Below are 24946 nucleotides of genomic sequence, written 5' to 3' on the forward strand. Positions count from 1 at the left end.
GACGTGCCGTACACCGAGACCACGCTCCTGCGCTCGTACGGCATCGTCGTCCGCTACCTCAACCGGGTCGGTCTCGCAGCGCGCGACCCGTTCGCGTGCCCGATGGTCGCGCAGTTGCGCATCCACTGACGCGTCCCGACCACGGACTGGAGGCGCGGTGCCAGCTGGCACCGCGCCTCCAGTCCGTCAACGCTCGCGTTCAGGGCGTCAGCACGATCCGTCCGAAGACCGCACCCGCGTCCATGCGGCGGTGCGCCTCCGCCGCGTCCGCGAGCGGCAGGACGTCGTCGACCACCGGCGTCAGCCGGCCCGCCGCGGCGTCACGGAACAGCTCCGCACGACCCGCGGCGAGCACGTCCCGCGGCACCGAGTCCAGGCTGAACGTCGCGAACGACCGTGACTGCTGGAACTCGCGGAGCAGCCCGCCGGCCAGGTCCGCCGGCGGCATCCCGGCGACCGCGCCGACGAGCACGAGCCGTCCGTTCGGCGCGAGCCGGTCGAGGAAGTCCGGCAGGTCCGGCCCGCCGACGACGTCGACCACGACGTCGAACGGGTCGGAGGCCGGGGCGCCGCTGCGGTCGAGCATCTCGGTGGCGCCGAGTTCCCGCAGGCGTTCGCCGCGCGCCGGCGAACCGGTCGTCACGGCGACCGAGGCCCCGGCCCGGACGGCGAGCTCGACGGCCGCGAGGCCGATGCTGCCCGCGGCACCGCGGACGAGCACGCGTTCCCCCTCGGCGAGGTGGGCGTGGGCGAGCGCGAACCGGGCCACCAGCGCGGCCGAGCCGAGGGTGACGGCGTCGATCGCGCTGAACCCCTCGTCGAGCGGGGTCACGTCGACGACCCGTGCGACCGCGCGTTCCGCGTACCCGCCGCCGAGGCCCGTGAACGCCCACACCCGTCGGCCGGTCCACGCCGGGTCCACGCCCTCTCCGACGCTCCGCACCGTGCCGGCGACCTCGCTGCCGGGGACGTGGCCGGGTGCGACGCCCGCTCGGCCGATGGTGCCGCGGCGGATGACCGCGTCGACGCCGCCGACGCCGATCGCCTCGACGTCGACGAGGACCTCGCCGGGGCCGACCGCGGGCTCCGGCAGGTCGGTGGGGACGAGTCCGTCCGGGGATCCGAACGTCTGTATGGTGACGCCGTGCATGCTGCTCCTCCTGGTGGCCGGGGACGTCCCGGCGCTGATCGGACGCTAACGGACGCCGGCGTCCACTTGGCTAGAGTGGGAGTCGTGACCGACGCGATGCCTCACTTGCGTGCCGACGCCCGCGAGAACCGGGACCGGGTGCTCCAGGCCGCGCGGGACCTCTTCGGCTCCCGCGGGCTCGACGTGACCATGCGCGACATCGCCCGGCACGCCGGGGTCGGTCCGGCGACGCTCTACCGCAGGTTCCCCTCGCGGCAGGACCTCGTCGACGCGGCCTTCGACGACGAGCTCGAGCTGTGCCGGTCGATCGTGCTCGACGGTGCGGGGGAGCCGGACGCCTGGCAGGGGTTCCGGTCCGTGGTCGCCCGCGTGGTCGAGTTGAACGCGCGGAACCAGGGCTTCGTCGACGCGCTCGTCGCCGCGGGGCACGTCTCCGACCGCCTGGCCCGGCACCGCGCCGAGCTGCTGCGCGCGCTGGCGGCCCTCACCGTGCGGGCGAAGGAGTCGGGGGCGCTCCGGCCGGACTTCGTCGTCGACGACCTCCTGCTGGTGCTCCTCGCGGCACGCGGACTCCGTGGCAGCGATCCCGGCGAGCGGGTCGTGGCTGCCCGGCGCTTCGCGGCCCTCGCACTCGACGCGTTCCGCAGGTCGGAGGACAGCGAGCGGCTGCCCGAGCCCGCCCGGGCGGTCGGTGCGGCGCTCCGGGTCAGTTGATGATCTCGCCGCGCTCGTCCTGACGGAGCACCGCGAGACGGTCCCGCCAGGTCTGCAGCGCCTCTGGTGTCAGTCGTGGCCAGTCCTCGACGACGCGCACCACGCGGACCGGCGACGTGCTCCGGTAGGACCGGGTCGGGTTGCCGGGGAACTTCCGGTCGGTGACGTTCGGGTCGTCCTCGAACGCTCCGGTCGGCTCGACCTCGTACACCCGCGGGGTCCCCTCGCCCGCCGCGAGCTCCGCCGCCAGCCCCGCGCCGTCGACGACGGCCGTGAAGTACACGTGGTTCATCACGATCTCGGGCCGGTAGTTCGAGTGGAACCCCGCCGTCAGCAGGTCGCCGACCCGCAGGTCGGCCTTCGTCCCGTGGAAGAACGGCCCGTCGTCCAGTGCGTCGCTCACGGCGACAGGCTAGCGCCGCAGGTCCGCCGGAGGTGCAGGGCATCTCCCCCTGACGGCGGACGCGGTGGGCCCTGGCGCTCCCGTAGCGTGGCCGCCGTGATCGAAGTCGAGCACCTCACCAAGCAGTACGGTCCCAAGACCGCCGTCGACGACGTCTCGTTCGTCGTCCGGCCGGGCAGCGTGACCGGCTTCCTCGGCCCCAACGGCGCCGGGAAGTCCACCACGATGCGGATGATCATGGGGCTCGACCGTCCCACCGCGGGTCGGGCCATCGTGAACGGCCAGCCTTACCAGAGCTTCCGCGACCCGCTCCGGCAGGTCGGGGCGTTGCTCGAGGCGAAGGCCGTGCACCAGGGCCGGAGCGCCTACAACCACCTCCTCGCGCTCGCGGCGACGCACGGCATCCAGAAGTCGCGCGTGCACGAGGTCATCGACATGACCGGTCTCGAGTCCGTCGCGAAGAAGCGCGTCGGCGGGTTCTCGCTCGGCATGGGGCAGCGGCTCGGCATCGCGGCGGCACTGCTCGGCGACCCGAAGACCCTCATCCTCGACGAGCCGGTCAACGGCCTCGACCCGGACGGCGTGCTCTGGGTCCGGCAGCTCGCGCGCCGGATGGCCGCCGACGGCCGGACGGTGTTCCTGTCGAGCCACCTCATGAGCGAGATGGCCCAGACGGCGGACCGCGTGGTGGTCCTCGGCCGCGGCAAGGTGCTCGCGGACGCCCCGATCCAGGAGTTCGTCGCCGGAGGGTCGGGCGGCGGCGGCAGTCGCGTGGTCGTCCGCACCCCGGCTCCCGACCAGTTGTTCCGGGCGATCGGACCGAACGCGTCGGTGACCCCGCGGGAGGACGGCTCGTTCCTGGTCGTCGGCCCCGACGCCGAGACCGTCGGCAACATCGCCGCGAAGGTCGGCGTCCCGCTGCACGAGCTCACCCCCTCGGGTGCCAGTCTCGAGGAGGCCTACATGGCGCTCACCCGTGACGACGTCGAGTACCGATCGGAGGGCGCACGATGACCGCCGCCACGACCCTGCCGCCGACCACCGGTCTGCGCTTCAGCCGACTCGTCCGCAGCGAGTGGGTCAAGTTCCGGAGCATCCGGTCGACGGTCTGGTGCTTCGCGGTGCTCGTCGTCCTGACCGTCGCGATGGCGGTGCTCCTCGGCAACTTCGTGAACGACGCCGGGACCCGGATGTCGCAGGACAGCGCCAACGGGACCCTCGTGAGCATCAACACGGCGAGCGTCTCGTTGACCGCCCTCGTGGTGGGCGTGCTCGGCGTGCTCATCATCACCGGCGAGTACGGCACCGGGCAGATCCGGTCGACCTTCACGGCGGATCCGCGCCGCACGGGTGTGCTCCTGGCGAAGGCCGCCGTCCTCGCCCTCGCGACGTTCGTCGTCAGTGTCGTTGCGACGTGGATCGGCGTGGCGCTGTCGTCGGTGCTGCAGTCCGCGCGGGGCGTGCACCCCGACGTCGCCGACCCCGCGGTCTTCATGCCGATCCTCGGTTCGTCGGTCTACGTCACGCTGCTGGCGCTGCTCGCGTTCGGCATCGGGCTGCTCCTCCGGTCGAGCGCCGGGGCCATCGCCGTCACGCTCGGGATCCTGCTGGTGCTGCCGATCGTCCTCTCGGTGTTCGGCAGCCTGCTCCAGGCACAGTGGCTCCTCGACGTCGGGAAGTTCCTGCCCGACGCTGCCGGCGGCCAGCTGTACGCCTACTCGTACGCCGGTCAAGGGGCCGAACCGGGGATCGTCCTGAACGGCTGGGCCGGGTTCGGAGTGCTCGCGGCGGAGGTCGTGGCGGTGGGCGCCCTCGCCCTCGCGGTCGCACGTCGTCGTGACGTCTGAGCCGACCGCCGTGCGCTCCATCGTGCGTCCGGTCGCCGTCGCGCTCCCGGTGCTGGCCGCGGTGCTGCTGCTGACCGGGTGCTCGGCGGAACCGACCGTGGACCAGGGCGCGCTCCGCACGTGGCAGAAGCAGCAGGACGCGGCGGTCGAACGCGACGACGCGGTCCTCGGGGTGCTCACGGCCGCGATCGACGCCGAACAGGGCGAGCCGTCCCGCCCGGGGAGTGACATCAGCCTGCACTTCCCCGCATCGCAGCGCGTCGACCACGTCGAGTTCTCGTGCTTCGGGAACGGGTCGATGCGGGCGGTCGTGCGGGTGACGTCCGCCAGCGGTTCGCGAGCGGTCACGACCGATCCGATGTCGTGCCGGGACAGCCCGCACCGCATCGCCCTCGGGGGCTCGACGGCGGCGGTCGACGGGATCGGGTGCAGCGGGTTCGACAGCGACCGCGCCTCCGAGTGGCGCCTCGTGATCGTGGGCGCCACGCCGAGCGGCGACTGACCACAGCGGCCACAGCGGCTACCGCAGCACCTGGTACCGGTGCAGGGTCACGCCGTTGTCCCACCGCTGCTGCTCCAGGAGGTCGAGCAGCAACGGTGGCCTGGTCCCCGACGTCGGCGGGTCGAACAGCGGGCGGCCGCCGCCGAGCACGGCCGGGTGGGTGAAGAGCAGCAGCTCGTCGAGCAGCCCGGCGTCGAGCAGCTGCGTCGCCACGTTCGGGCCGCCCACGCCGATGTCGCCCTCGGACTCGGCGCGGATCCGGGCGAGCGCCCCGATCGCATCACCGTCGCCCCCGATGATCCGCGTGCCGTGGTCCGCGGTCGTCCGGGTCCGGGACACGAGGATCTTCGGCTGCGCCGTCCAGATCTCCCCGTACTCGCGGAGGTACGCCGGCATCGACTCGTCGGTCCGGGCGTCCGGCCAGAACGGGTCCATCATGTCGCGGACCACCCGGCCCTCGACGGACAGCGTCATCGCGGCCGCGCGGGCGTTGAACTCGCGGTGCAGCGGCTCGTCGATCCGCATCCAGTCGGGACCGTCGAGCCCGCTGTGCTCCCCGGGCCGCGCCTCCACGAAGCCGTCGACGGACACGTTGATCCAGTACACGAAGCGTGCGGGCATCTCGGGCTCCCTCGTCCGACCGACCTGTGGCGCCCGAGCGTACGCTCGCCGGGGACAGCACGCTCCTCGACGACGAGAGCAGGTCCACCGTGCGCCGATCCCTCAAGGCGGTCCTCGTGATCGCGACGGTCGCGGGTCTCGCGACCACGTTCCTCCAGGCCGACGGCGGTGCGGTCCCCGCGCGCGCCGACGCGTCCACGTCCAGCCGAGCGGCCGCCGCGACGACCACCCGAGTGGCAGCGACCACCGCACGCGGCCCCGCGGCACCCACTCACCAGAACCCGATGACCCTCGCGCTCCCGGACGGCCAGACCGCGGCGAGCTGCGCGGACCCGACGGTGATCCGCGGGGTCGGACGCGACCGGAACTGGTACCTCTACTGCACCACGGACGCGCTGACCGCCACCGAACAGAACCCGGACGGCTCGCTCGTGCAGCACGGGGTGCCGACGTACCGGTCGACCGACCTCACGCACTGGTCGTACGTGGACGACGCCTTCCCGTCGAAGCCGGCGTGGGTCGGCGACGCGAACGGCATTTGGGCGCCGGACGTCGTGTACCGGGCCGGGAGCCACGGACGCGCGGGGACCTGGTACCTCTACTACGCGGCGTCGGACACCCCGACGGCGACGGGGCCGACCGGCGGCGGATCGGCCGTCGGCGTCGCGACCAGCTCGAGTCCCACCGGCCCCTGGACCGACTCCGGCGGCCCGGTCGTCGCGCCGCAGGCCGCCCCGAACGGCACCGGGCAGCGGTGGGAGTTCGACCCCGAGGTGATCACCGACCGGGGGAGCACCTACCTGTACTTCGGCAGCTACTTCGGCGGCGTGAACGTGCGCCGGCTCAGCGCGGACGGGCTCCGCTCGATCCCGTCGACCGAGCGCCAGATCGCCATCGACAACCGGTACGAGGGCACCTACCTGATGCGCCACGACGGCTGGTGGTACTTCATGGGCTCCGCCACGAACTGCTGCAACGGCGCCCTCACCGGGTACGCCGTGTTCGTCGCCCGGTCCCGGAGCCCGCTCGGCCCCTTCACCGACCAGGACGGGGTCGCGATCACCAGCACCCGGGTCGGAGGCACGCCCCTGCTCGCGCAGAACGGCAACCGCTGGGTGGGGACCGGCCACAACACCGTCGTCACCGACCTCGCCGGCCAGGACTGGATCGTGTACCACGCGGTCGACCGGAACGACCCGTACTACGCGGGACAGGCGACGTACACGAAGCGTCCGGTGCTCATCGACCCGCTCGACTGGGTGCACGGCTGGCCCGTCGTCCGCGGCGGTGCCGGGCCGTCCGACACCGTGCAGCCCGGGCCGGTCGCGCAGCCGGGGCAACGGGCGACGTACCGTCCGACGCTCGCTCCGGTCGACGTCCCCGGCCGCGAGATCCGCGCCCTCTCGACCGACTTCCGAGGCACGGCTCTGCCGCCGGCGCTGACCTGGACCCGAGAGCCCGACCCCTCGACGTGGACGGTCGGCGGCGGGACCCTCCGCTGGCAGACCCAGGCGGCGGACATCCACCCGCCGACGACCCCGCTCGCGTCGGTGCTCTCCGAGCCCGCACCCCAGGGCGACTACGTCGTCGAGACGACGGTCGCGGTGAGTACCCCGGCCACGGGCGATGGCCTGAACTACGTCCAGGGTGGGCTGATCGTGTACGGGGACGACGCCAACTACCTCCGCCTCACGTCGAACTCGATCTTCGACACCCGGCAGACGGAGTTCGGCAAGCAGCTCTCCGGGCAGCCCGCCGGAGCCCCCACGTACGGCAACACCGTCGTCGGGCCGGTCGGCGACCGCACCACCCTCCGCATCGTGCACCGGGTGGTCGACGGCGAGGACCGGTACACCGCGTACACGAGCGTCGACGGGCGGCACTTCGTCCGTGGGGGCACTTGGACCGCGGACCTCGGGGCGACCCCGCGGATCGGGCTCATCTCGCTCGGCGGCTCCGGGTTCACGAGCACCTTCGACGACCTGACGGTCAGCACGGTCCGTTCCGTGCGGGGCTGAGCGCGGCGCGACCCGCGCCCGCCCGCCTCGGCCGCGTCACCGGGTGGGATCGGGCGTACCGGGCGGAATCTTCCGACCGGGTACGCCCGGAACGGCACGGTACGCCCGGAACGCCATGAACGCCACGGCGCGCGCAGCCCGCGACGTGCGCGGAGGCGGACGGGAGGCGCGGGGCGGGCTGGCACCGCGCCTCCCGTCCGACACCGGTCCATCCGGAGAACGTGGGTCGCCGCGCGCGAGCGCCCCCGGGGTGGGAGGATGCAGCGTCCAGGTCGGATTCGAGAACGAGGGTGCATGGGTCCGACAGAGGACGTCGAAGCGAGGTCCCCGCTGCTCGACGGTCGGTACCGCGTCGAGGAAGCGATCGGCCAGGGCGGCATGTCGGTCGTCTACCGCGCGGTCGACGAGAGCCTCGGCCGGCCCGTCGCCGTGAAGGTCTTCCACCCGGGCACCGTCGACATCGCCCGCCAGGAAGCCGAACTCGGCGTGCTCGCCTCGCTCGAGCACCACAACCTCGTCAGCCTCCTCGACGCCGGCGTCCTCACCGGGCCCGACGGCGGACGGCAGCGGTACATCGTGATGGCGCTCGTCGTCGGCCAGGACCTCGAGGAGCGCCTGGCGCAGGGCCCCCTCGCCGTCCGGCACATCGCCGAGATCGGCTACGACATGGCCGAGGCCCTCGACTACATCCACGCCCGCGGCGTCGTGCACCGCGACATCAAGCCGTCGAACATCCTGCTCGTCGACTACGGCAACGGCTCCGACCGTGCCCGGGCGCGGCTGACCGACTTCGGCATCGCCCTCGCCGCCGGCGTGGAACGGCTGACGGCGGACGGCGTCACCACTGGCACCGCCGCGTACCTCAGCCCCGAGCAGGCCCGCGGCGCCGAGGTCGGACCGGCGAGCGATGTCTACTCCCTCGGCCTCGTGCTCCTGCAGTGCTTCACCCGCCGCCGGGAGTTCCCGGGCTCGCTCGTCGAGTCCGCGGTCGCCCGACTGTCCCGCGACCCGGTGGTGCCGGAGCCGCTGCCCGAGCACTGGAAGACCGTCCTCCGGGCGATGACGGCGCAGGACCCCCGCGACCGTCCGGCCGGCGCCGAACTCGTGACGCTCCTCCGCGACGTCGTCATCGCGGAGACCGCCGTCGCCGACCACGTCGTCGACACGGCCGCCGCAGCTGCGGCCGCCGCCACGCCTCCGCCGATGACCACCCCGGCGGACACGGACCGTCCGGCCACCCTCGACGAGCTCCCCGACGAGGCCCTCCAGCGCACCACGGCGATGGCCGCGCGGCTCTTCGACGCCCCGATCGCCCTGGTCGAGGTGCTCGACGACGACCGGGAGTGGTCGCAGTCGTACATCGCCGAGGGGATCGACGACGCCGCGCGGAACATCAGCTTCCGCAACGGCTTCGCCCCGGTGCCCGTCCCCGTGGTGATCCCGGACGGCTCGGTGCACCCGGAGATGCAGCGGAGTCCGCTCGTCACCGGTCCGCTCGGCATCCGCTTCTACGTCAGCGTCCCGCTCGTCACGCACGACGGGACGGCCATCGGGACGCTCGCCGTGCTCGACACCCGGCCGCGCCAGGCTACCGAGGCGGACCTCGCGAACCTGCACGACCTCGCGGCACTCGCCGTGACGCAGCTCGAGATCCGTCGCGAGTCACTCCGCACGACCAGCGAGTCCCTGCCGTTCCCGCCGGCGTCGCCCGCTCGGACGTCGGCCAGCGACGCCGGCACCGTCTGACCGATGACCACCGGCACCATCGGGGTCGTCGGCGTCGGCCGGATGGGGAGCGCCGTCCTCCGGCGACTGTGTGCCGCGGGTCGGACCGTGGTCGCGTCCGACGTCGACCCGTCCCGTGCAGCGGTCGCGACGGCGGCCGGAGCGCGCTGGTGCGCGGACGTCACCGAGGTGGCTGCGCACGCCGACGTGCTCGTCACGCTCCTGCCCGACGGTACGGTCCTCGACCCGGCGGTCCCGGACGCCGCGCTCGCCGCAGCCGGGGCCCGCTCCGCCGCCGGGGCCCGCTCCGGTGGCGCGGCCGTCTGGCTCGACCTGACCTCGGGGTCCCCGGAGACCACGACGCGGGCGGCCGCTCGTGCCGACGCCCACGGTGTGCCGTTCGTCTCGGCCCCGATCGGCGGCGACCCCGACGACGCGGCGGCGGGCCGACTGTCCTTCTTCGTGGGGGGGTCCCGCCGCTGCCGTCGGACGGGTCCGTCCCGTGCTCGACGACCTCGCGGACGACGGTGGGGTCCGGATCATCGGGGACGACCCGGCGCACGCGCAGGTCGTCAAGCTCCTCGTCAACGCGCTGTGGTTCGCCCATGCCACCGTGACGGCCGAGGCACTGCAGACCGCTCAGCGTGCCGGGATCAAGCCCGCGGCGCTGCAGCGGCTGCTCGTGGGCACGGCGGGCGCGAGCGCGTTCTCCGACCGGTACCTGCCGCGGTTCCTCGCCGGGGACGACTTCGCCACGTTCGGGCTCGACGGGGTGGTCACCGAGCTGCGGGACGTGGCGCGGATGGCGGCCGGACTGGAGCTCCCACTGCTCGAGCGGTCGCTCAGCCTGCACGAAGCGGCGCTGGCGGCGTTCGGACCGGTGCCGGGGGAGCTGCTCGCCGTGCGGCTGCTCGAGGAGCGGAACGGCATCCCGCTCCGTGGGCAGGACGACCCGGACGTCAGCGCTCGGTGAGGTCGGCCGCGTAGGCCAGCACCGACCGGTGGTACCGCGGCAGGGTCGGTTCGACCGCCTCGATCGCCACCCGCAGCGCTTCGTCGACCCGTCCCGCGCTGTGCAGGGCGAGCGCGAGAAACACCCGCGGAGCCGCACCCGTCGACGGGTGCTCGGGAGCGTCGCGGAGCATCGCGATCGCCTCGTCCACCCGGCCGAGGTTCCGGAGCGTCGACGCGTGCTGCACGGCGAGCTGCGCGGCCCGGGCCGGGTCCACCTCGGCCAGCCCGGCAGCGGTCGCCGCCGCGTACTGCTGGTCGGCTTCCGCCTCGTGCCCGGCCGAGTCCAGCGCCCCGCCGAGTTCGCACGCGCCGAGCGCCGGGTGCGGTGCCACGGCGGCGAGGTCGCGCATGCGCGCGACGCGCGCCTCGTCGTCGACGGTGTCGTCCGCCCAGAGCGCCGCGACCCGACGTTCCCACGCATCGGTCTGGAGGCGCGGGGCGGCGCCGACCCGCGCCTCCAGACCGTCGCCTGGTCCCGTCGACCGCGTCCCGCTCGCTTCGTCCATCCGGCCAGCGTAGGGGCGATCAGTCCCGGATCGTGGCGCGGAAGGAGCGGACCAGCGGGACGCCGGGGCCGACGCGCGCGGGCTGGTCCCACGCGAGTGCGGACCCGATCGCCGGGTACTCGGCGACGCGGACGAACCACGGGTCGCGGTGGTCGAGCGCCTCGATCCGGACGGTCGCCGCGCCGCCGTCGAACCGCGCCGACCACTGGACCCACGGTGCGACGGAGCCGTGCACGGCGGCTTCGCCCGCGGCGTCGATCGTCCGGACGGTGACGTCCGTGCAGGGCGGGAACCGCCAGAAGAACCCGCCGTAGCCCGCGCCGACCCGGCCGTTGCTGCCGGGGCTGCCGAGCTGGACCGCGGCGTCGCCGGGGGTCCGGAAGGACGAGGACCAGGTGAGCTCCCAGCCCCCGTCGACCGGGCGCCACGCGAGCGACCGGTCCTCGTGCAGGCGGACCGCGTCGTCGGGCCCGCGCCAAAGGACCTCCTGCTGCAGGGTGGGTCCGTGGCTGCCGGCGTGCGCCACCGTCGCGCGGCCGTGGTCGTCCCGCCGGACGTAGCCCTCGCCGCGGACGTAGGTCGGGCCACCCCAGCAGTTCACGCCGTCGAGGTCCGGGATCGCGAAACCGACGCCGCAGTGCCAGTCGTGGTCGGGCGGGTGGTGAGCGCTGACGACCGCGCCGCCGAGCGTCCGGACCGGGTGCAGGTACGGGCGGGGCGAGGACGTCGCGATCGTCCCGGCGCCGTCGAGGGCCGACGCGACCGTCGTCCCCTCGACGGTGAGCTCGTGGAGCACCGCGTCCGGTGTCACCCGCGGCGCCGGACGAGCACGACGCTGTCGACCGTGCGGTGCTCGTGCCCGTCCGGGGTCGTCGTCACCCGTGGTCGCTCGGACGCCTCGAGCACCTCCCACGCGTCGTCGAGCCGCAGCGCCGCCAGGTCCTCGCCGGGGGACGGGAACCGGTACGACTGCATCTCCTCCGGCAGGTCCCCGTGCGGTGGCGCGGCGTGCGCGGTCACGAGCAGTCGACCGCCGGCCGCCACGAGGGTGGCGGCCCGCCGGAGGATCTCGGCGCGGGGGATCTCCACCGGCCACGACTGCAGGAACGACGCCGTGACGAGGTCTTGGCCGCCGTCGTCCGTCCACGTCGCGAGGTCGGCCGCCACGAAGCGCGTCCGCTCGCCGACACCCGCTCGTGAGGCCGCGGCCGCGGCGCGGTCGACCGCCGTCGCGGACAGGTCCACGCCCGTGACGGTCCAGCCGTGCTCGGCGAGCCAGACGGCGTCACCGCCCTCACCGCACCCGAGGTCGAGCGCCCGCCCGGGTGGCAGCGACGCCGCCACGGACTCGAGCACGGCGTTCACCCGGCCCGACCAGATGCCGTCGCGTTCGGCGTACCGGGTCTCCCACCAGGTGCGGGCGTCGCTGGTCACCGTGGGCTCGTCGTGTTGGTGCACGTGCTCAGTGCACACGACACCGCGCACTCGGGACAAGTGCTGTTGCCGGATCGGCAAGGAGGGAGGACGTCCCCCGTTCGAGGGGCAACCTGCCAGCTGCCCGTAACCCGCCGGTCACTCACGGCGCGCCCGGAACCCGCACCATCGAACGATCGCACCACGACAGCATCCATCACGCCTGGAGCAGGGGAAGGCCCGAGATGACGTCCACGGACACGGTGGTCGATGCGCGCTCTGGAGCGCCGACCACGAGCAGCACGGAGTACCTCCCGGCACCGCCGACCGATCGCGAGAAGTACTGGTACCTGGGCCCGCAGCACCGCTGGATGCTGTTCGCCCAGGCGGCGGCGTTCGCACTCATCGCCTCGAGCATCTGGCGGTTCGCCACGTCGGCCCCCGGGCTGCTGGTGTTCCTCATCCCGACGACGTTGTACTGCCTGACGCTCTGCATCTCGCTCGCGACGAGTTCCCGGCGCAAGCGGTTCCGGAAGCGCGACCACGTCGAACGGGTGCGGAACTGGCAGCCCGGCCGCTACCCGACGGTGGACGTCTTCCTACCCACCGCGGGGGAGCCGATCGCGATCCTCGCGAACACCTACCACTGGGTGTCGAAGCACCGCTGGCCGACCACGCTCACCGTGTACGTGCTCGACGACGGGGACCGCCCCGAGGTCGCCGAGCTCGCCCGACGGTACGGCTACACGTACGAGGTCCGGTCGGACCGCGGCCACCTCAAGAAGGCCGGCAACCTGCGGCACGGCTACGACACGAGCACCGGCGACCTCATCGCGGTGTTCGACGCCGACTTCGTGCCCCGCGCCGACTTCCTGCACGAACTGGTGCCCTACTTCGACGACCAGGCCGTCGGCATCGTGCAGTCCCCGCAGTTCTTCGACGCGCGCAAGGGCATGCACTGGCTGCAACGCACGGCCGGTGCGACGCAGGAGCTCTTCTACCGCTGGATCCAGCCGGCCCGCGACCGCTCGAACGCGGCGATCTGCGTCGGCACGTGTGCGATCTACCGGCGCTCCGCCCTGGAACTGGCGGGCGGCTTCGCCCAGATCGGCCACTCCGAGGACGTGCACACCGGCGTCAACCTCATGCGGGTCGGGTTCCTCGTCCGGTACGTGCCGGTCCTGGTGTCGAAGGGCATCTGCCCCGACGACCTCGCGTCGTTCCTCAACCAGCAGTACCGCTGGTGCACGGGCTCGATGTCGCTCCTCGCCGACACGAGCTTCCACGACAACCCGCACATCACGCTGCGGCAGCGGATGTGCTTCTGGTCCGGGTTCCTCTACTACATCTCCACCGCGGTCAACGTGTTCCTGTCGCCGCTGCCCGGGCTCGTGATGCTCTTCGGCCTGCCGCAGTGGATCATGCCGCAGAACTCGATCTGGCTGCTCGGCGCGATGCTCATGTGGTTCGTGGTCGTCCCGGTCATGTACAAGTCCCACTGGCGCATCGACGTCCTCCGGATCCAGTCGCTCTACTCGTTCGCCCACGCCGTGGCGATCGTGCACGTGCTCACCGGGAAGACCCGCGAGTGGGTCCCGACCGGCGCCGCGAAGAAGGTGACCACCCCGCTCGGCACGCAGATCGCCCGCGTGATGCGGGTCACCGTCACGCTCTCGCTGCTCGTGACGTGGGCGGGGCTGGCGTGGGCCACCGTCCGCTTCGGCTTCGACGTGCTCTGGGCGATGTGGATCCTCGCCGCGATCCACGCCTACGTGCAGGTCCCGATGCTGTTCCTGACGGTCCCGGAGTCGCCGAAGCGCCGCGCCACCGTGCGGGCGGCCGACGCTGAGGCGCCCACGCTGCCGGCCGCGCCGCTGTCGCCCGCGGTGACCCCGTCGTCACCCGTCGGGTCCCTGCCGGAGCCCCAGCGCGCCTCCAGTCCGACCGCCGGAGGGCCCCGGTTCGGCGAGCGGCTGGACCCGGTCGCGCTCGCTGCGACCGCCGCCCCGGTCGAGGAGCCCGTGCAGGCCGAGCACCCCCAGGCGGTCGGCCCGCGCCGGTTCCGGCCGGACATCCAGGGGCTCCGCGCGGTCGCGGTGCTGCTCGTCGTGGTCTACCACGCGGGTGCGCCGGTCCTCACCGGCGGGTACGTCGGGGTGGACGTGTTCTTCGCCATCTCCGGGTTCCTCATCACCGGGCAGCTGCTCCGCGAGGTCGAACGGAAGGGCCGGATCGACTTCGGCGCCTTCTACGCCGGGCGCATCCGGCGGCTGCTGCCCACCGCGCTGCTCGTCATCGCCGTCACCGTGGTGGCCACGCGGGTGTTCGACTCCATCCTCCGCGCCTCGAACGTGGCGTGGGACGGTGTCGCCGCGACGTTCTTCTCGCTCAACTACCGGCTCGCCGCACAGGGCGTCGACTACCAGGCGGCGGACGGGCCGGCCTCGCCGCTCGAGCACTTCTGGTCGCTCGGCGTCGAGGAGCAGTTCTACCTGCTCTGGCCGCTCCTGCTGACGCTCGCGATCGTGCTGTGGAAGCGGCACCGGCGCCTGGCGATGACCGCTGTGGTGACGCTCGTGGCCGGCGCGTCGATGTGGGCCTCCGTGACGATCACGGCGCACGACTCCCCGCTGGCGTACTTCTCGATGCAGACCCGCGCGTGGGAGCTCGCTGCCGGGGCGTTCCTGGCGATCGGGGCCCGGTACCTGCTGCGGATGCCGGTCGTCGTGCAGGTCACGCTCACCTGGCTCGGGCTCGGCGCGATCGTGTCGAGCGCGTTCCTGTACTCGGACGAGACCCCGTTCCCCGGGACGGCCGCGCTCCTGCCGGTCCTCGGTGCCTGCGCGGTGATCGCCGGCGGCGGGGTGTACCGGCGCGGATCGGCCGAGTCGCTCCTCGGTCGCCGGCCGTTCCAGGCGATCGGGAAGGTGTCGTACGGCTGGTACCTATGGCACTGGCCGATGGTCGTGCTCGTCCCCGTGATGGTGAACCGCGACCTCGGGTGGCCGGAGAAGCTCGAGGTGATGGCCGTCGCGCTGTGGGTGGCGACGATCACCTACCACCTCATCGAGTCGCCGTCCGCCCGGGCACGGTGGGGCCGCATCCGGTGGGCCGCTGTCGGCGCGACCGCGGCGGCGCTGACCACGGCGACCGCGGTCGTGGTCGTCGTCTCGGTGCCGGCGCTCGTCGGCGGGGGCGGGACCGTGCAGGCCGCGAGACTCGACCAGGGGAGCACGCGGGAGATCCAGTCGACGATCCAGTCCGCGCTGTCGACGTCGGACGTCCCGGCGAACCTCACGCCGAGCCTCACCGCCGCCGCCGACGACCAGCCGGCCTCGACCGACGACGGATGCCACGCGGGGTACCTGCAGATCAAGCAGAAGTCGTGCGTGTACGGCGACCCGCACGGGTCACGGACGGTGGTGCTCTGGGGCGATTCGCACGCGCAGCAGTGGCTGCCGGCGCTCGACGCCGCCGGGAAGTCCGAGGGGTGGAAGGTCGTCGCGTGGACGAAGGCCGCGTGCCCGGTCGCGATGGACGTCGAGCTGTTCAACTCGTCGCTCAAGCGCACGTACACCGAGTGCCCGGAGTGGCGCGACGCCTCGATGAAGCGCATCGAGGCCCTGGCTCCCGACCTCGTGGTGATGGCCCAGTCGGACAACGTGCCCGGCAAGCAGGTGTCGAACACCACGTGGGCGGACGGCACCGCCGAGACCGCTGCCACCATGCAGGCCGCCGGGCTCAAGACCGTGTACATGCTCGACACCCCGGTGCCGGAGGGGGACGCGGTGTCGTGCGTGGCCGAGCACCTCGACGCGGTCCGGGACTGCAACCAGTCCGAACAGCGGGCGTACGCGGTGTCCGGGCGGCACGAGGACGTCGCGGCCACCGTGCGGGCGGCGGGCGTGCCGACCGTGGAGCCGCGCGACTGGTTCTGCACCGCGGACGGGTGCCCGGTGGTGGTGCAGGACAAGCTCGTGTACCGCGACAAGACGCACATGTCGACGGCGTACAGCCGGTGGCTGGAGCCCCTCGTGGCGCCGTTGTTGCGCGCGGCGTAGCGGCCGGCCCCCGGCGCCCGGCGCCCGGCCCGGCCCCGGCCCCGGCCCCGAGACTCAGGGTGGGCGACATCTCTCGCGGCCCGGAGCCCAAGAGATGTCGCTCACGCCGAGACTCGCCCCCGGCCCCCAGCCCCCAGCCGCCGGCCCCAGGCGGCAGCGCCTACGCCCGCGCGCCCTCGTCCTCGGGCACCGGGTCGGCGTGCTCGATACGGGCGCTCGCCGTGGCCATGTGCTCGTCCATCGCCCGCTGCGTCGCCAGCACGTCCCGCGACCGCATCGCCTCGTGCACGGCCCGGTGCTCGCGGTAGGCGGCCTCGGTGGCCTCCCGCGTCGTCACCCGGCGACCGACCCACACGCTGAGCATCGACCGGAGGCTCTGCAGCAGGTCGGCGAGCACGTCGTTCCCACCGGCCCGGGCGAGCAGGACGTGGAAGCGGACGTCGGCCTCGATGAACGCCTCGGGGTCGTCGAGCGCAGCCGCCTGCTGGTCGAGGGTCCGGCCGAGGGCGTCGAGCTCCTCATCCGTCGCGCGCTGGGCGGCGAGGATCGCCGCCGTCCGCTCGAGCGACGACCGGATCTCGAGCAGTTCGCGCGTCCGGTTCGACGCGAGCATGAGCCCCCACGACAACGTCGTCGGCAGCAGGTCCGAGGTGCCACCCCGCAGGTACGTCCCCGAGCCCGGGCGGATCTGCACGATGCCGAGGATCTCGAGCGCGGCGAGGGCCTCCCGCACCGCGGACCGACCGACCCCGAGCCGCTCGGACAGCACCCGTTCGGACGGCAGCCGCGAGCCGGGCGCCAGGTCGCCGGCGGTCAACAGGGACACGAGCTGTCGAGCGACCTCGGAGGCGGGGGAGCCGGCCGGCACGGACTCGAGTTCGAGCCGGATGTTGAGGGGGTCGTTCTCGCTGAACGCGGGCATGCAGCGAGCGTACCGTCCGGTCAACCGGTTCTGAGGGACATCGAACGCGGGACCACTCAACGCCATCCCGCGCGAAATGGTCAACCGGTTGACAAGTTGCGACGGCCGCAGCACACTTGACCCTGCGCACCGATGCGCGCACTCCGACCCCCGGCGCAGCAGCCGGTCCCGGAGGCCCCACCCCACCGAGCAGGAGTCATCGTGGACATCCCCGCCACGCGAGGCATCCCCACCTCGGTCGTCGAGAAGACGGCCATCCGCAAGATCGCGATCCGCATCGTGCCCTTCGTGGCACTGATGTTCTTCATCAACTTCCTGGACCGCACCGCGATCTCCTTCGCGGCCCCGAACGGCATGGAGACCGACCTCGGCCTCACCGCCGCACAGTTCGGGTTCGCCTCGGGCGTGTTCTTCATCGGCTACCTCGTGCTCGAGGTGCCCTCCAACCTGGCGCTCCACAAGTTCGGCGCCCGGGTCTGGCTCGCCCGGATCATGATCACGTGGGGCCTGGTGTCCCTGCTCTTCACGTGGGTCCAGAACTACCCGCAGCTCGTCGGCCTGCGCTTCCTGCTCGGCATCGCCGAGGCCGGGTTCTTCCCCGGCGCGATCCTCTTCCTCTCCACCTGGGTCCCCGCCCGCCACCGCGGCAAGATGCTCGCGCTCTTCTACCTGGCCCAGCCGCTCACGAGCGTCATCGGCTCCCCGCTCGCCGGCTGGCTGATGACCCACGAGGGACTGCTCGGCGGCCTGGCCGGCTGGCGCTTCATGTTCCTGTGCGTCTCGATCCCGGCGATCATCGTCGGCATCCTGTGCCTGTTCGTCCTCCGCGACAAGCCGTCGCAGGCGAAGTGGCTCGACGAGGACGAGAAGCTCTGGCTCGAAGGGGCGCTGGCCTCCGAGGACAAGCAGAAGGCCGGTCACGGCAAGGGTGGTCTCCGTGCGGCCTTCGGCTCCGGTCGGGTCTGGATGCTCGCCGCGGTGTACTTCGGCTTCATCTACGGCCTCTACGCGCTGAGCTTCTTCCTCCCGACGATCATCGACGGCTTCCAGGAGCAGTTCGGCACCACGTTCGACCTGTTCCAGAAGGGCCTCATCACCGCGATCCCGTACGTGCCGGCCGCGGTCGTCCTGTACTTCTGGTCGCGTGACGCCTTCCGTCGCGGCGTCCGGGTCTGGCACATCGCGGTCCCGGCCCTCGTCGGTGGCCTGAGCATCCCGGTCGCGCTCTTCATGAACAGCCCGGCCGCCACGGTCGCCGTCATCGCGGTCACGGCGTGCTCGATCTTCGCTGCGCTGCCGAACTTCTGGACGGTCCCGACGCAGTTCCTCACCGGTGCGGCCGCGGCTGCGGGCGTCGCGCTCATCAACACCGTCGGCAACCTCGGCGGCTTCGCGGCCCCGTACATCACCGGCGCGGTGAGCGAGTGGACCGGCGGCTACCAGGTCCCGATGTTCATCGTCGGCTTCTTCATGGTGCTCTCGAGCGTCCTCATGTTCGTCCTCGGCCGCACGACGAAGCGGAACGACGCGGCCACGGCCAGCGCCACGGCCACGGCCACCGCCGCGGCCGCCGACCCCACCGCCGCGGCCGCCGACCCCACCGCCGCGGCCGCCGACCCCACCGCCGCGAACGGCGCGCCCACCACGCGGGAGACGACCGCATGACCCGCCTCTTCAACGACCCCGCGGACTTCGCGGACGAGATGGTCGACGGCTTCGTCGCCGCGAACCGCGCCCGGGTCCGGAAGGTGCACGGCGGCGTCGCCCGCTCGACGACCAGCCCCGCCGGCACCGTCGCACTCGTCGTCGGCGGCGGCTCCGGCCACTACCCGGCCTTCGGCGGCCTCGTCGGCCACGGGCTCGCAGCCGGCGCAGCGATGGGCAACCTCTTCGCCAGCCCGAGCGCGCAGCAGGTCACAGCCGTGGCGAAGGCCAGCGAGCACGGCGGTGGGGTGCTCCTCTCCTACGGCAACTACGCCGGCGACGTCCTCAACTTCGACGCCGCGGCCCGCGCCCTCGAGGCGCAGGGCATCGACGTCCGCACCGTCCGGGTGACCGACGACGTCGCCTCCGCCGACCGGACCGAAGCGCACAAGCGCCGTGGCATCGCCGGGGACCTCTGCGTCTTCAAGGTCGCCGGTGCCGCGGCCGAGCAGGGCCGCACGCTCGACGACGTCGCCGCTGTGGCGACCAAGGCCAACGACCGCACCCGCTCCTTCGGCGTCGCCTTCTCCGGCTGCTCGCTGCCGGGCGCCGACGAACCGCTCTTCACCGTCCCCGAAGGACGCATGGCGATCGGCATGGGCATCCACGGCGAGCGCGGGATCGGCGAGTCCGACGTCCCGACGGCCGACGGCCTCGCCGACCTGCTCGTCGAGCGGCTCCTCACCGAGCTGCCCGAGGGCGTCGAACCCCGCGGGAGCCGGGTCGTCCCGATCCTCAACGGCCTCGGCAGCGTCAAGTACGAGGAGCTCTTCGTCGTCTTCGGCGCCGTCCAGCGGAAGCTCGCGGCAGCCGGCGTCGAGGTCGTCGAACCCGAGGTCGGCGAACTCGTCACGAGCTTCGACATGGCCGGGGTCTCCCTCACCCTGTTCTGGCTCGACGACGAACTCGCTGCGCTCTGGTCGGCCCCCGCCGACGCCCCCGCGTACCGGAAGGGCGGCGCGGTCCCGCAGGAGCCGGTCACCGCCGACGTGCTCGAAGCCGGCACGGTCGTCCCCGTCACCGCCGGCACGGACGAGTCCCAGCAGAGCGCCGCCGTCGTCGCGAGCGCGATCGCCGCGATCCGCGCGACGATCGCCGAGCACGCCGACGAGCTCGGCCGCATCGACGCGGTCGCCGGTGACGGCGACCACGGCATCGGCATGCAGCGCGGCTCCACGGCCGCCGACCGTGCGGCGCAGGACGCTGCGGCCCGTGGGGCGGGTGCCGGGTCGGTCCTGGCGATCGCGGGCGACGCCTGGTCCGACAAGGCCGGTGGCACGTCCGGCGCGATCTGGGGTGCTGCCCTGGAGGCACTGGGTCGCGTCATCGGGGACGAGTCGCGTCCGACGGCGGCGGAGGTCCAGAGCGCGGTGCACGCCGCCACCGAAGCCGTCCTCGCCTTCGGCGCGGTGCCCGGCGACAAGACCATGGTCGACGCCCTCGTCCCGTTCGACGACGTGTTCACGGCCCGTGTCGAGGCCGGCGACGACCTCGTGTCCGCCTGGTCCGCCGCGTCCGCAGCAGCCTCGGCAGCAGCCGACGCCACCGCCGACCTCCTGCCGCGGATGGGACGCGCCCGCACGCACGGCGAGGACGCGGTCGGCACGCCGGACGCCGGCGCGATCTCGTTCGCGCTCATCACCGCAGCCGTCCTCACCACCCTCACCACCACGAAGGAGCGCCAGCATGCCTGAGCAGCAGTTCCGTCTCGTCGTCGGCTCCGACGACGCCGGGTTCGACTACAAGGAGATCATCAAGGCCGACCTCGCGAAGGACCCCCGCGTCCTGAGCGTCGTCGATGTGGGCGTGGACGCCGACGGGCACACCGCGTACCCGCACGTCGCCGTCGACGCCGCGAAGCTCGTCGCCGCGGGCGAGGCCGACCGCGCCATCCTCATCTGCGGCACCGGCCTCGGCGTCGCGATCGCCGCGAACAAGGTCCCCGGCATCCGGGCGGTCACCGCGCACGACTCGTTCTCGGTCGAGCGCAGCGTGCTCAGCAACGACGCCCAGGTGCTCTGCATGGGCCAGCGCGTCGTCGGCGTCGAGGTCGCGCGGCGGATGGCGAAGGAGTGGCTCGGCTACACCTTCGACACGAGCAGCGCGAGCGCCGAGAAGGTCAAGGCCATCTGTGCGTACGACGGCTCCGCCCCGGTCGGGACCGACGCCTGATGCCCGAGTCCACGACGACGGCCCCGCTCGTGATCGGGGTGTCGCTGAAGATGTACTTCTCGCACGCCCGGACGCTCGAGTGGGCCGCCGCCGTGGCCGCCACCGCACGGGAGCACCCCGCGGTCCAGTCCGGGGCCGTCGAACTCTTCGTCATCCCGACCTTCCCGTCGCTCGTGCCCGTCCACCGGATCCTGGCCGAGGCCGACGCCCCCGTCCTCCTCGGCGCACAGGACCTGGCGTGGGCCGACGAGGGTGCCTTCACCGGCGAGGTCTCGGGCCACGAACTCGCGGAGATCGGCGTCGACCTCGTCGAGATCGCCCACGCCGAGCGCCGCTCCCTGTTCCACGAGACCGACGACGAGATCGCGGGGAAGGTGCACGCCGCCTTCCGCAACCACCTGCGGCCGCTCATCTGCGTCGGCGAGACGACCCGCGCCTCCGACGGCGACACGTCCACAGCCGTCGCCGAGGTGACCGCTCAACTCGACCGCTACCTGGCGACCGCGACGGCCGCGGGCGCGATCGGCCCGGTCATCGTGGCGTACGAGCCCGTGTGGGCCATCGGCGCCCCGGCACCGGCGCCCGACGAGCACATCGTCGCGGTGCTCGCCGGCCTCGAGGCGCACCTCCGGGAGCGACCGGACCTCGGCGGGAGCACGGCGATCTACGGCGGGAGTGCCGGACCCGGTCTCCTCACGCGGGGCCAGGGCCGGATCGGCGGGCTGTTCCTCGGCCGCTTCGCCCATGATCCGGCGGCGATCACCGCGATCCTCGACGAGGCCCTCGCGCTGCAGAGGAGTGCGGCATGACCTCCCTCCTCGGGCTGTCCACGTACGCCTACTTCTGGCGGATGTCCGACCGTGTCCCGGCGCCGATGTCCCTCGACGACGCGCTCCGCGACGCGGCGTCCCACGACGGCGTCGACCTCTTCCAGATCTGCGACCACCTGCCGCTCGACACCGCGAGTGACCAGCGGCTCGACGCGATCCGCGGGCTGGCGGCCGACCTCGGGCTCGCACTCGAGATCGGCACCCGCGGCACGGGCCCGGAACACCTGGCCCGGTACCTGCACATCGCCGAGCGCCTCGGCGTCACGCTCGTCCGCTCGATGTGGACGAGCGGCGACGACCAGCCGGACGCCGCAGCGACCGAAGCGCGGCTGCGGGAAGCCCTGCCGGCGTACGAGCGGGCCGGCGTGACGCTCGCGCTCGAGACGTACGAGGTCGTCGCCACCGCGGACCTCGTCGCCGTGGTGGAGCGCGTCGACAGCCCGGCCCTCGGCGTCTGCCTCGACCCCGCGAACACCGTCGCCCGGCTCGAACACCCCGCGGACGTGGTCGCCCTGACCGCGCCGCACGTGGCGAACTGGCACGTCAAGGACGCCGCGTTCACCCGGTCGCCGGGCTGGGTCGGGTTCCAGTACACCGGCGTCCGCACCGGCACCGGCGTCCTCGACTACGCCGGCGTCCGAGCCGCGATCGAGCCGGACGCCCGCGGCATCAACCGCGTGATCGAGTTCTGGCTGCCGTGGCAGGACGAGCACGCCGGTGCCGAGCCGCTCCCCGGCGAGACACCCGCAGAGACCACCCTCCGCATCGAGGCGGAGTGGACCGAACACACCATCGAGTACATCAGGAGCAAGGAATCATGACCGACACCGCCACCACCACGCACACCGTCGCTGCCGGATCCGGCACGGCCGACGTCACCGTCGCCGTGATCGGTGCCGGCGGCAAGATGGGCACCCGCGTCTCGAACAACTTCGCGAAGAGCGAGTACACGACCCTCTACAGCGAGGCCTCGCCCGCCGGCCAGGAGCGCATCCAGGCCCTCGGCCGCGAGCTCACCGGGTCGCTCGACGCCGCGAAGGTCGCCGACGTCGTCATCCTCGCCGTGCCGGACGTCCTGCTCGGCAGCATCTCGGAGCAGCTCGTCCCCGTCATGAAGTCGGGCGCCACGATCCTCACGCTCGACCCGGCTGCCGCCTACGCGGGGCTCCTTGCCAAGCGTGAGGACGTCCACTACGCCGTGGCGCACCCGTGCCACCCGTCGGTGTTCCTCGAGCGGACGAGCAAGGAGGAGTGGGACGACACCTTCGGTGGCATCGCCGCCCCGCAGGAGGTCATCGCGGCCTTCGATGCGTCCGAGTCGCTCGGCGATGCAGGCGACGCCGCCAAGGCGATCGCCGAGGCCGTCATCACGACCATGTACGCGCCCGTCATCAAGGTGCACTGGGTCACCGTGAAGCAGCTCGCCGTCCTCGAGCCGACCCTCGTCGAGACCATCGCCTGCATGATCGGCGACTTCCTCAACGACGCCCTCGAGGAGACCGTGACCGGTGTCGGCGTGCCCCGCGAGGCCGCCCGCGCCATGCTCTACGGCCACACCTGGATCGCGCTGACGAACGGCCTCCGCGGCTCGAACCCGTTCTCGGACGCCTGCCACATCGCGATGGGCTACGGCCGCGAGAAGCTCATCAAGGAGGACTGGAAGCAGGTCTTCGACGACAGCGAGCTCGACTCCGTCATCGCGAAGATGCTCAAGATCGACGCCGTCAAGCGCTGATCCCACCCGGACCGGAACGCCCCGCCGACCCCCTTCCGGCGGGGCGTTCCCCTTGCCCGAAGACGGCCGCCGCGGGTGCGTGGGTCCCGTCCGACGCCACCACGCCACGGGGACCCCACGCCTCGGCGAGCGTGATGCTCGCCACCCCCGGCACCGTGAGCGCCGAGACCGCCGCACGGAACCACGCTCCGGCCGCGACCGAGTGCTGATCGGGATCCGTCGCGTCCGACACGGTCGGTCGCGCTGACGTCGCCACCGCGTTGAACCGCGGACGCAGCGTCACCGGTCCGACGTGGAGCGGCCTGCCGGCGGCCGGTCTGGAGGCGCTCACCACCACCCAGCGCAGCATCCGGATCGACTCGGTCACCTGGGTGCGGCTGCGGTCGTGCATCTGCGGGGTCGCGCTGAAGGTCAACGGGCCGTCCCAGTCGCGGAAGACATCGATCGTCCGGTTGAGCTCGGTGAAGTGGGCGCGGGTACCCGCGACGACCTCGAGGTCGCCGGACGCCGCCTGCGCGTCGAGCAGCGCTCGTTGCAGCGCCGGGGTCGTCACGTGGGTCGCGGGGTCGAACGCGCCGACGCGGGCGACCGGGCCGTCGGCGAGGACGGACGCGATCGCGTGCCGGAGCGCGTCCGGGTCGTCCGTGACGAACCGCACGTCGAGCGGGGCACCGCCGGCGTCGCGTCGTGCGCTGGCGAGGACGGCGTCGACGCCCGGTGCGCCGAGCGCCGGTTCGACGAGGACCGGCACCCCGACGAGGAGCGCAGCGTCGTCCGGTCGCGCAGCGGCCGGACCGGAGCCGGCGAGGAGCTGCAGGGTCGGCGGCGGGGTGACCGCGGTGGTCGGAGCCGGCCCGTCGAGCAGGGCGAGGGCCGGGGCCGGGGAGGCCGCGCCTCCCGGCGGGACCGTACCTGCCGGACCGCACTGCAGCGCGACGGACTGGTGGAGGACGGTGCCGGCGTCGAGGGCGACCGGGAACGGCTCGGACAGTGGCGTCGAGTACGTCTTGTAGGAAGCGTCGGTCCAGTTGCGCTGGTCCTCCATCTCGAAGACGTCGCCAGCCAGGGTGACGTCGACGTCGATCCCGTCGACCGTCCACGTGTACCCGACCACGTCCGTGGCGGGCTGGTGCGGTGCGATCCACGTCGGGAACACGGCGTCGGTCGGTGCCGCGGTGGGGTGTCGGACCGTGAACGGCAGCCCGGCCAGGGTCGGCGGGTGGAGCACGACCAGCCCGATGCGGTTCCGCCGGAACGCCGTGGTGGTGGTGCCGGTGGCTGCGACGAGCACCGTGCCGCCGTCGATCGAGACGTCGAGGGTGTAGCGGAGGACCTCGCGGCCGTCGAACGCGGCGGACGCGGCGATCCGGAGGCGCGCACCGTCCTCGTCGGTGTCGATCGTCGTGTCGAGCACGGTGTCGTCGGTCGTGCGCCAGTCGTGGTCGCGGGTGACGAACCGGACGGCGCGGAGGACGGTGACGCCCCGGTACGTGACGTCCGCGAGCTCGGCGCCCCGGAGCGTGAGCCGCCACGGGCCGGTCGTCACGGTGCGTTCGTCATCGATCACGTCCTCTTGCTACCAGTCGGTCAACCGGTTGCGCAATGATGG

The 24946-nt window shown here is 73.0% G+C and carries 22 protein-coding genes and 2 pseudogenes; 16 read left to right on the forward strand and 8 right to left on the reverse strand.

Going from position 1 to position 24946, the window contains the following annotated elements; all coding sequences use genetic code 11:
* Window positions 1-129, forward strand: a pseudogene (locus FS825_RS19045) (acyl-CoA desaturase); the annotation flags it as partial.
* A 70-nt stretch (window positions 130-199) separates the two neighbouring features.
* Here FS825_RS19045 and FS825_RS18090 read toward each other — a convergent pair.
* The gene (locus FS825_RS18090; protein WP_144715778.1) at window positions 200-1150 is read right to left on the reverse strand and encodes a zinc-binding dehydrogenase; all 951 of its coding nucleotides are present in this window, start codon (window positions 1148-1150) and stop codon (window positions 200-202) included.
* A gap of 84 nt (window positions 1151-1234) precedes the next feature.
* On the opposite strand from FS825_RS18090, the gene FS825_RS18095 reads away from it, so the two are divergent.
* Window positions 1235-1864, forward strand: coding sequence for a TetR/AcrR family transcriptional regulator (locus FS825_RS18095; RefSeq protein ID WP_260981313.1), 630 nt, complete (start codon window positions 1235-1237; stop codon window positions 1862-1864).
* On the opposite strand, the gene arr is transcribed toward FS825_RS18095, so the two are convergent.
* Window positions 1857-2267 carry an NAD(+)--rifampin ADP-ribosyltransferase gene (gene arr / locus FS825_RS18100; RefSeq protein WP_144715780.1) on the reverse strand — a complete coding sequence of 137 codons (411 nt, stop codon included), beginning with the start codon at window positions 2265-2267 and terminating at the stop codon, window positions 1857-1859. The genes FS825_RS18095 and arr overlap by 8 nt on opposite strands.
* Before the next feature lie 96 nt (window positions 2268-2363).
* Here arr and FS825_RS18105 point away from each other — a divergent pair, with 96 nt between their 5' ends.
* Genes FS825_RS18105 through FS825_RS18115 form a run of 3 tightly spaced genes read left to right on the forward strand, consistent with a single transcriptional unit; the run spans window position 2364 to window position 4616 of the window.
* On the forward strand, window positions 2364-3281 hold the full coding sequence (locus FS825_RS18105) for an ABC transporter ATP-binding protein (RefSeq protein WP_144715782.1): 918 nt from the start codon (window positions 2364-2366) through the stop codon (window positions 3279-3281).
* The gene (locus tag FS825_RS18110) at window positions 3278-4114 is read left to right on the forward strand and encodes an ABC transporter permease (protein WP_144715783.1); all 837 of its coding nucleotides are present in this window, start codon (window positions 3278-3280) and stop codon (window positions 4112-4114) included. The genes FS825_RS18105 and FS825_RS18110 overlap by 4 nt, the downstream gene beginning before the upstream one ends.
* Before the next feature lie 10 nt (window positions 4115-4124).
* Window positions 4125-4616: a hypothetical protein gene (locus FS825_RS18115; RefSeq protein ID WP_144715785.1), complete on the forward strand. Its 492-nt coding sequence runs from the start codon at window positions 4125-4127 to the stop codon at window positions 4614-4616.
* Between the two features lie 18 nt (window positions 4617-4634).
* Here FS825_RS18115 and FS825_RS18120 read toward each other — a convergent pair whose 3' ends face one another.
* Window positions 4635-5237: a dihydrofolate reductase family protein gene (locus tag FS825_RS18120; RefSeq protein ID WP_144715787.1), complete on the reverse strand. Its 603-nt coding sequence runs from the start codon at window positions 5235-5237 to the stop codon at window positions 4635-4637.
* Between the two features lie 89 nt (window positions 5238-5326).
* On the opposite strand from FS825_RS18120, the gene FS825_RS18125 reads away from it, so the two are divergent.
* The 4 genes and pseudogenes from FS825_RS18125 to FS825_RS18140 all read left to right on the forward strand — a co-directional run bounded on the left by FS825_RS18125 (window position 5327) and on the right by FS825_RS18140 (window position 9953).
* On the forward strand, window positions 5327-7255 hold the full coding sequence (locus FS825_RS18125) for a glycoside hydrolase family 43 protein (RefSeq protein WP_144715789.1): 1929 nt from the start codon (window positions 5327-5329) through the stop codon (window positions 7253-7255).
* Window positions 7256-7549: 294 nt separating this feature from the next.
* Entirely contained in the window at window positions 7550-9001 is a 1452-nt protein-coding gene (locus FS825_RS18800; protein ID WP_186377326.1) for a protein kinase domain-containing protein, read from the forward strand.
* 3 nt (window positions 9002-9004) lie between these two features.
* Window positions 9005-9448: pseudogene (locus FS825_RS19135) on the forward strand (NAD(P)-binding domain-containing protein); the annotation flags it as partial.
* A gap of 34 nt (window positions 9449-9482) precedes the next feature.
* Complete coding sequence (locus FS825_RS18140) at window positions 9483-9953, forward strand: NAD-binding protein (RefSeq protein WP_186377327.1); 471 nt, start codon at window positions 9483-9485, stop codon at window positions 9951-9953.
* On the opposite strand, the gene FS825_RS18145 is transcribed toward FS825_RS18140, so the two are convergent.
* Genes FS825_RS18145 through FS825_RS18155 form a run of 3 tightly spaced genes read right to left on the reverse strand, consistent with a single transcriptional unit; the run spans window position 9940 to window position 11934 of the window.
* The gene (locus FS825_RS18145; RefSeq protein WP_260981314.1) at window positions 9940-10500 is read right to left on the reverse strand and encodes a tetratricopeptide repeat protein; all 561 of its coding nucleotides are present in this window, start codon (window positions 10498-10500) and stop codon (window positions 9940-9942) included. The two genes, FS825_RS18140 and FS825_RS18145, sit on opposite strands and share 14 nt — an antisense overlap.
* Window positions 10501-10519: 19 nt before the next feature.
* Window positions 10520-11311, reverse strand: a complete 792-nt coding sequence (locus FS825_RS18150; protein WP_222126968.1) for a DUF6807 domain-containing protein — start codon at window positions 11309-11311, stop codon at window positions 10520-10522.
* On the reverse strand, window positions 11308-11934 hold the full coding sequence (locus FS825_RS18155) for a class I SAM-dependent methyltransferase (protein WP_260981315.1): 627 nt from the start codon (window positions 11932-11934) through the stop codon (window positions 11308-11310). Before FS825_RS18155 ends, FS825_RS18150 begins: the two co-directional genes overlap by 4 nt.
* 224 nt (window positions 11935-12158) lie before the next feature.
* Here FS825_RS18155 and FS825_RS18160 point away from each other — a divergent pair, with 224 nt between their 5' ends.
* Complete coding sequence (locus FS825_RS18160; protein WP_144715797.1) at window positions 12159-15974, forward strand: SGNH hydrolase domain-containing protein; 3816 nt, start codon at window positions 12159-12161, stop codon at window positions 15972-15974.
* A gap of 160 nt (window positions 15975-16134) precedes the next feature.
* Here the strand turns inward: FS825_RS18160 and FS825_RS18165 are convergent, their stop codons facing one another.
* Window positions 16135-16896, reverse strand: a complete 762-nt coding sequence (locus FS825_RS18165; RefSeq protein ID WP_144715799.1) for a FadR/GntR family transcriptional regulator — start codon at window positions 16894-16896, stop codon at window positions 16135-16137.
* Window positions 16897-17097: 201 nt separating this feature from the next.
* Here FS825_RS18165 and FS825_RS18170 point away from each other — a divergent pair, with 201 nt between their 5' ends.
* From FS825_RS18170 to FS825_RS18195, 6 genes are read left to right on the forward strand one after another with little or no spacing between them, the layout of a single operon-like run.
* A complete protein-coding gene (locus FS825_RS18170) occupies window positions 17098-18561 on the forward strand; it encodes an MFS transporter (protein ID WP_144715801.1) in 1464 nt (487 codons plus the stop codon).
* Window positions 18558-20294 carry a dihydroxyacetone kinase family protein gene (locus tag FS825_RS18175; RefSeq protein ID WP_144715804.1) on the forward strand — a complete coding sequence of 579 codons (1737 nt, stop codon included), beginning with the start codon at window positions 18558-18560 and terminating at the stop codon, window positions 20292-20294. The genes FS825_RS18170 and FS825_RS18175 overlap by 4 nt, the downstream gene beginning before the upstream one ends.
* A complete protein-coding gene (locus FS825_RS18180; RefSeq protein ID WP_144715806.1) occupies window positions 20287-20772 on the forward strand; it encodes a ribose-5-phosphate isomerase in 486 nt (161 codons plus the stop codon). The genes FS825_RS18175 and FS825_RS18180 overlap by 8 nt, the downstream gene beginning before the upstream one ends.
* Complete coding sequence (locus FS825_RS18185; RefSeq protein WP_144715808.1) at window positions 20772-21581, forward strand: triose-phosphate isomerase family protein; 810 nt, start codon at window positions 20772-20774, stop codon at window positions 21579-21581. Before FS825_RS18180 ends, FS825_RS18185 begins: the two co-directional genes overlap by 1 nt.
* On the forward strand, window positions 21578-22423 hold the full coding sequence (locus FS825_RS18190) for a sugar phosphate isomerase/epimerase family protein (protein WP_144715810.1): 846 nt from the start codon (window positions 21578-21580) through the stop codon (window positions 22421-22423). Before FS825_RS18185 ends, FS825_RS18190 begins: the two co-directional genes overlap by 4 nt.
* Complete coding sequence (locus FS825_RS18195) at window positions 22420-23337, forward strand: phosphogluconate dehydrogenase C-terminal domain-containing protein (protein WP_144715812.1); 918 nt, start codon at window positions 22420-22422, stop codon at window positions 23335-23337. The genes FS825_RS18190 and FS825_RS18195 overlap by 4 nt, the downstream gene beginning before the upstream one ends.
* Here the strand turns inward: FS825_RS18195 and FS825_RS18200 are convergent.
* The gene (locus FS825_RS18200; protein WP_144715814.1) at window positions 23327-24904 is read right to left on the reverse strand and encodes a D-apionate lactonase family protein; all 1578 of its coding nucleotides are present in this window, start codon (window positions 24902-24904) and stop codon (window positions 23327-23329) included. The genes FS825_RS18195 and FS825_RS18200 overlap by 11 nt on opposite strands.
* Between the last annotated feature and the right edge of the window lie 42 nt (window positions 24905-24946).

The sequence above is a fragment of the Curtobacterium pusillum genome, assembly GCF_007680845.1.
Classification (GTDB): Bacteria; Actinomycetota; Actinomycetes; order Actinomycetales; family Microbacteriaceae; genus Curtobacterium; species Curtobacterium pusillum_B.

Bases quoted from the DNA above. Each gene is read 5' to 3' on its own strand.
- FS825_RS18110 (WP_144715783.1), top strand. From the start codon at position 3,278: ATGACCGCCGCCACGACCCTGCCGCCGACCACCGGTCTGCGCTTCAGC.
- FS825_RS18165 (WP_144715799.1), bottom strand. From the start codon at position 16,896: ATGCCCGCGTTCAGCGAGAACGACCCCCTCAACATCCGGCTCGAACTC.
- FS825_RS18190 (WP_144715810.1), top strand. From the start codon at position 21,578: ATGACCTCCCTCCTCGGGCTGTCCACGTACGCCTACTTCTGGCGGATG.
- FS825_RS18145 (WP_260981314.1), bottom strand. From the start codon at position 10,500: ATGGACGAAGCGAGCGGGACGCGGTCGACGGGACCAGGCGACGGTCTG.
- FS825_RS18175 (WP_144715804.1), top strand. From the start codon at position 18,558: ATGACCCGCCTCTTCAACGACCCCGCGGACTTCGCGGACGAGATGGTC.
- FS825_RS18185 (WP_144715808.1), top strand. From the start codon at position 20,772: ATGCCCGAGTCCACGACGACGGCCCCGCTCGTGATCGGGGTGTCGCTG.
- FS825_RS18090 (WP_144715778.1), bottom strand. From the start codon at position 1,150: ATGCACGGCGTCACCATACAGACGTTCGGATCCCCGGACGGACTCGTC.
- FS825_RS18120 (WP_144715787.1), bottom strand. From the start codon at position 5,237: ATGCCCGCACGCTTCGTGTACTGGATCAACGTGTCCGTCGACGGCTTC.
- FS825_RS18160 (WP_144715797.1), top strand. From the start codon at position 12,159: ATGACGTCCACGGACACGGTGGTCGATGCGCGCTCTGGAGCGCCGACC.
- FS825_RS18195 (WP_144715812.1), top strand. From the start codon at position 22,420: ATGACCGACACCGCCACCACCACGCACACCGTCGCTGCCGGATCCGGC.
- FS825_RS18180 (WP_144715806.1), top strand. From the start codon at position 20,287: ATGCCTGAGCAGCAGTTCCGTCTCGTCGTCGGCTCCGACGACGCCGGG.
- FS825_RS18800 (WP_186377326.1), top strand. From the start codon at position 7,550: ATGGGTCCGACAGAGGACGTCGAAGCGAGGTCCCCGCTGCTCGACGGT.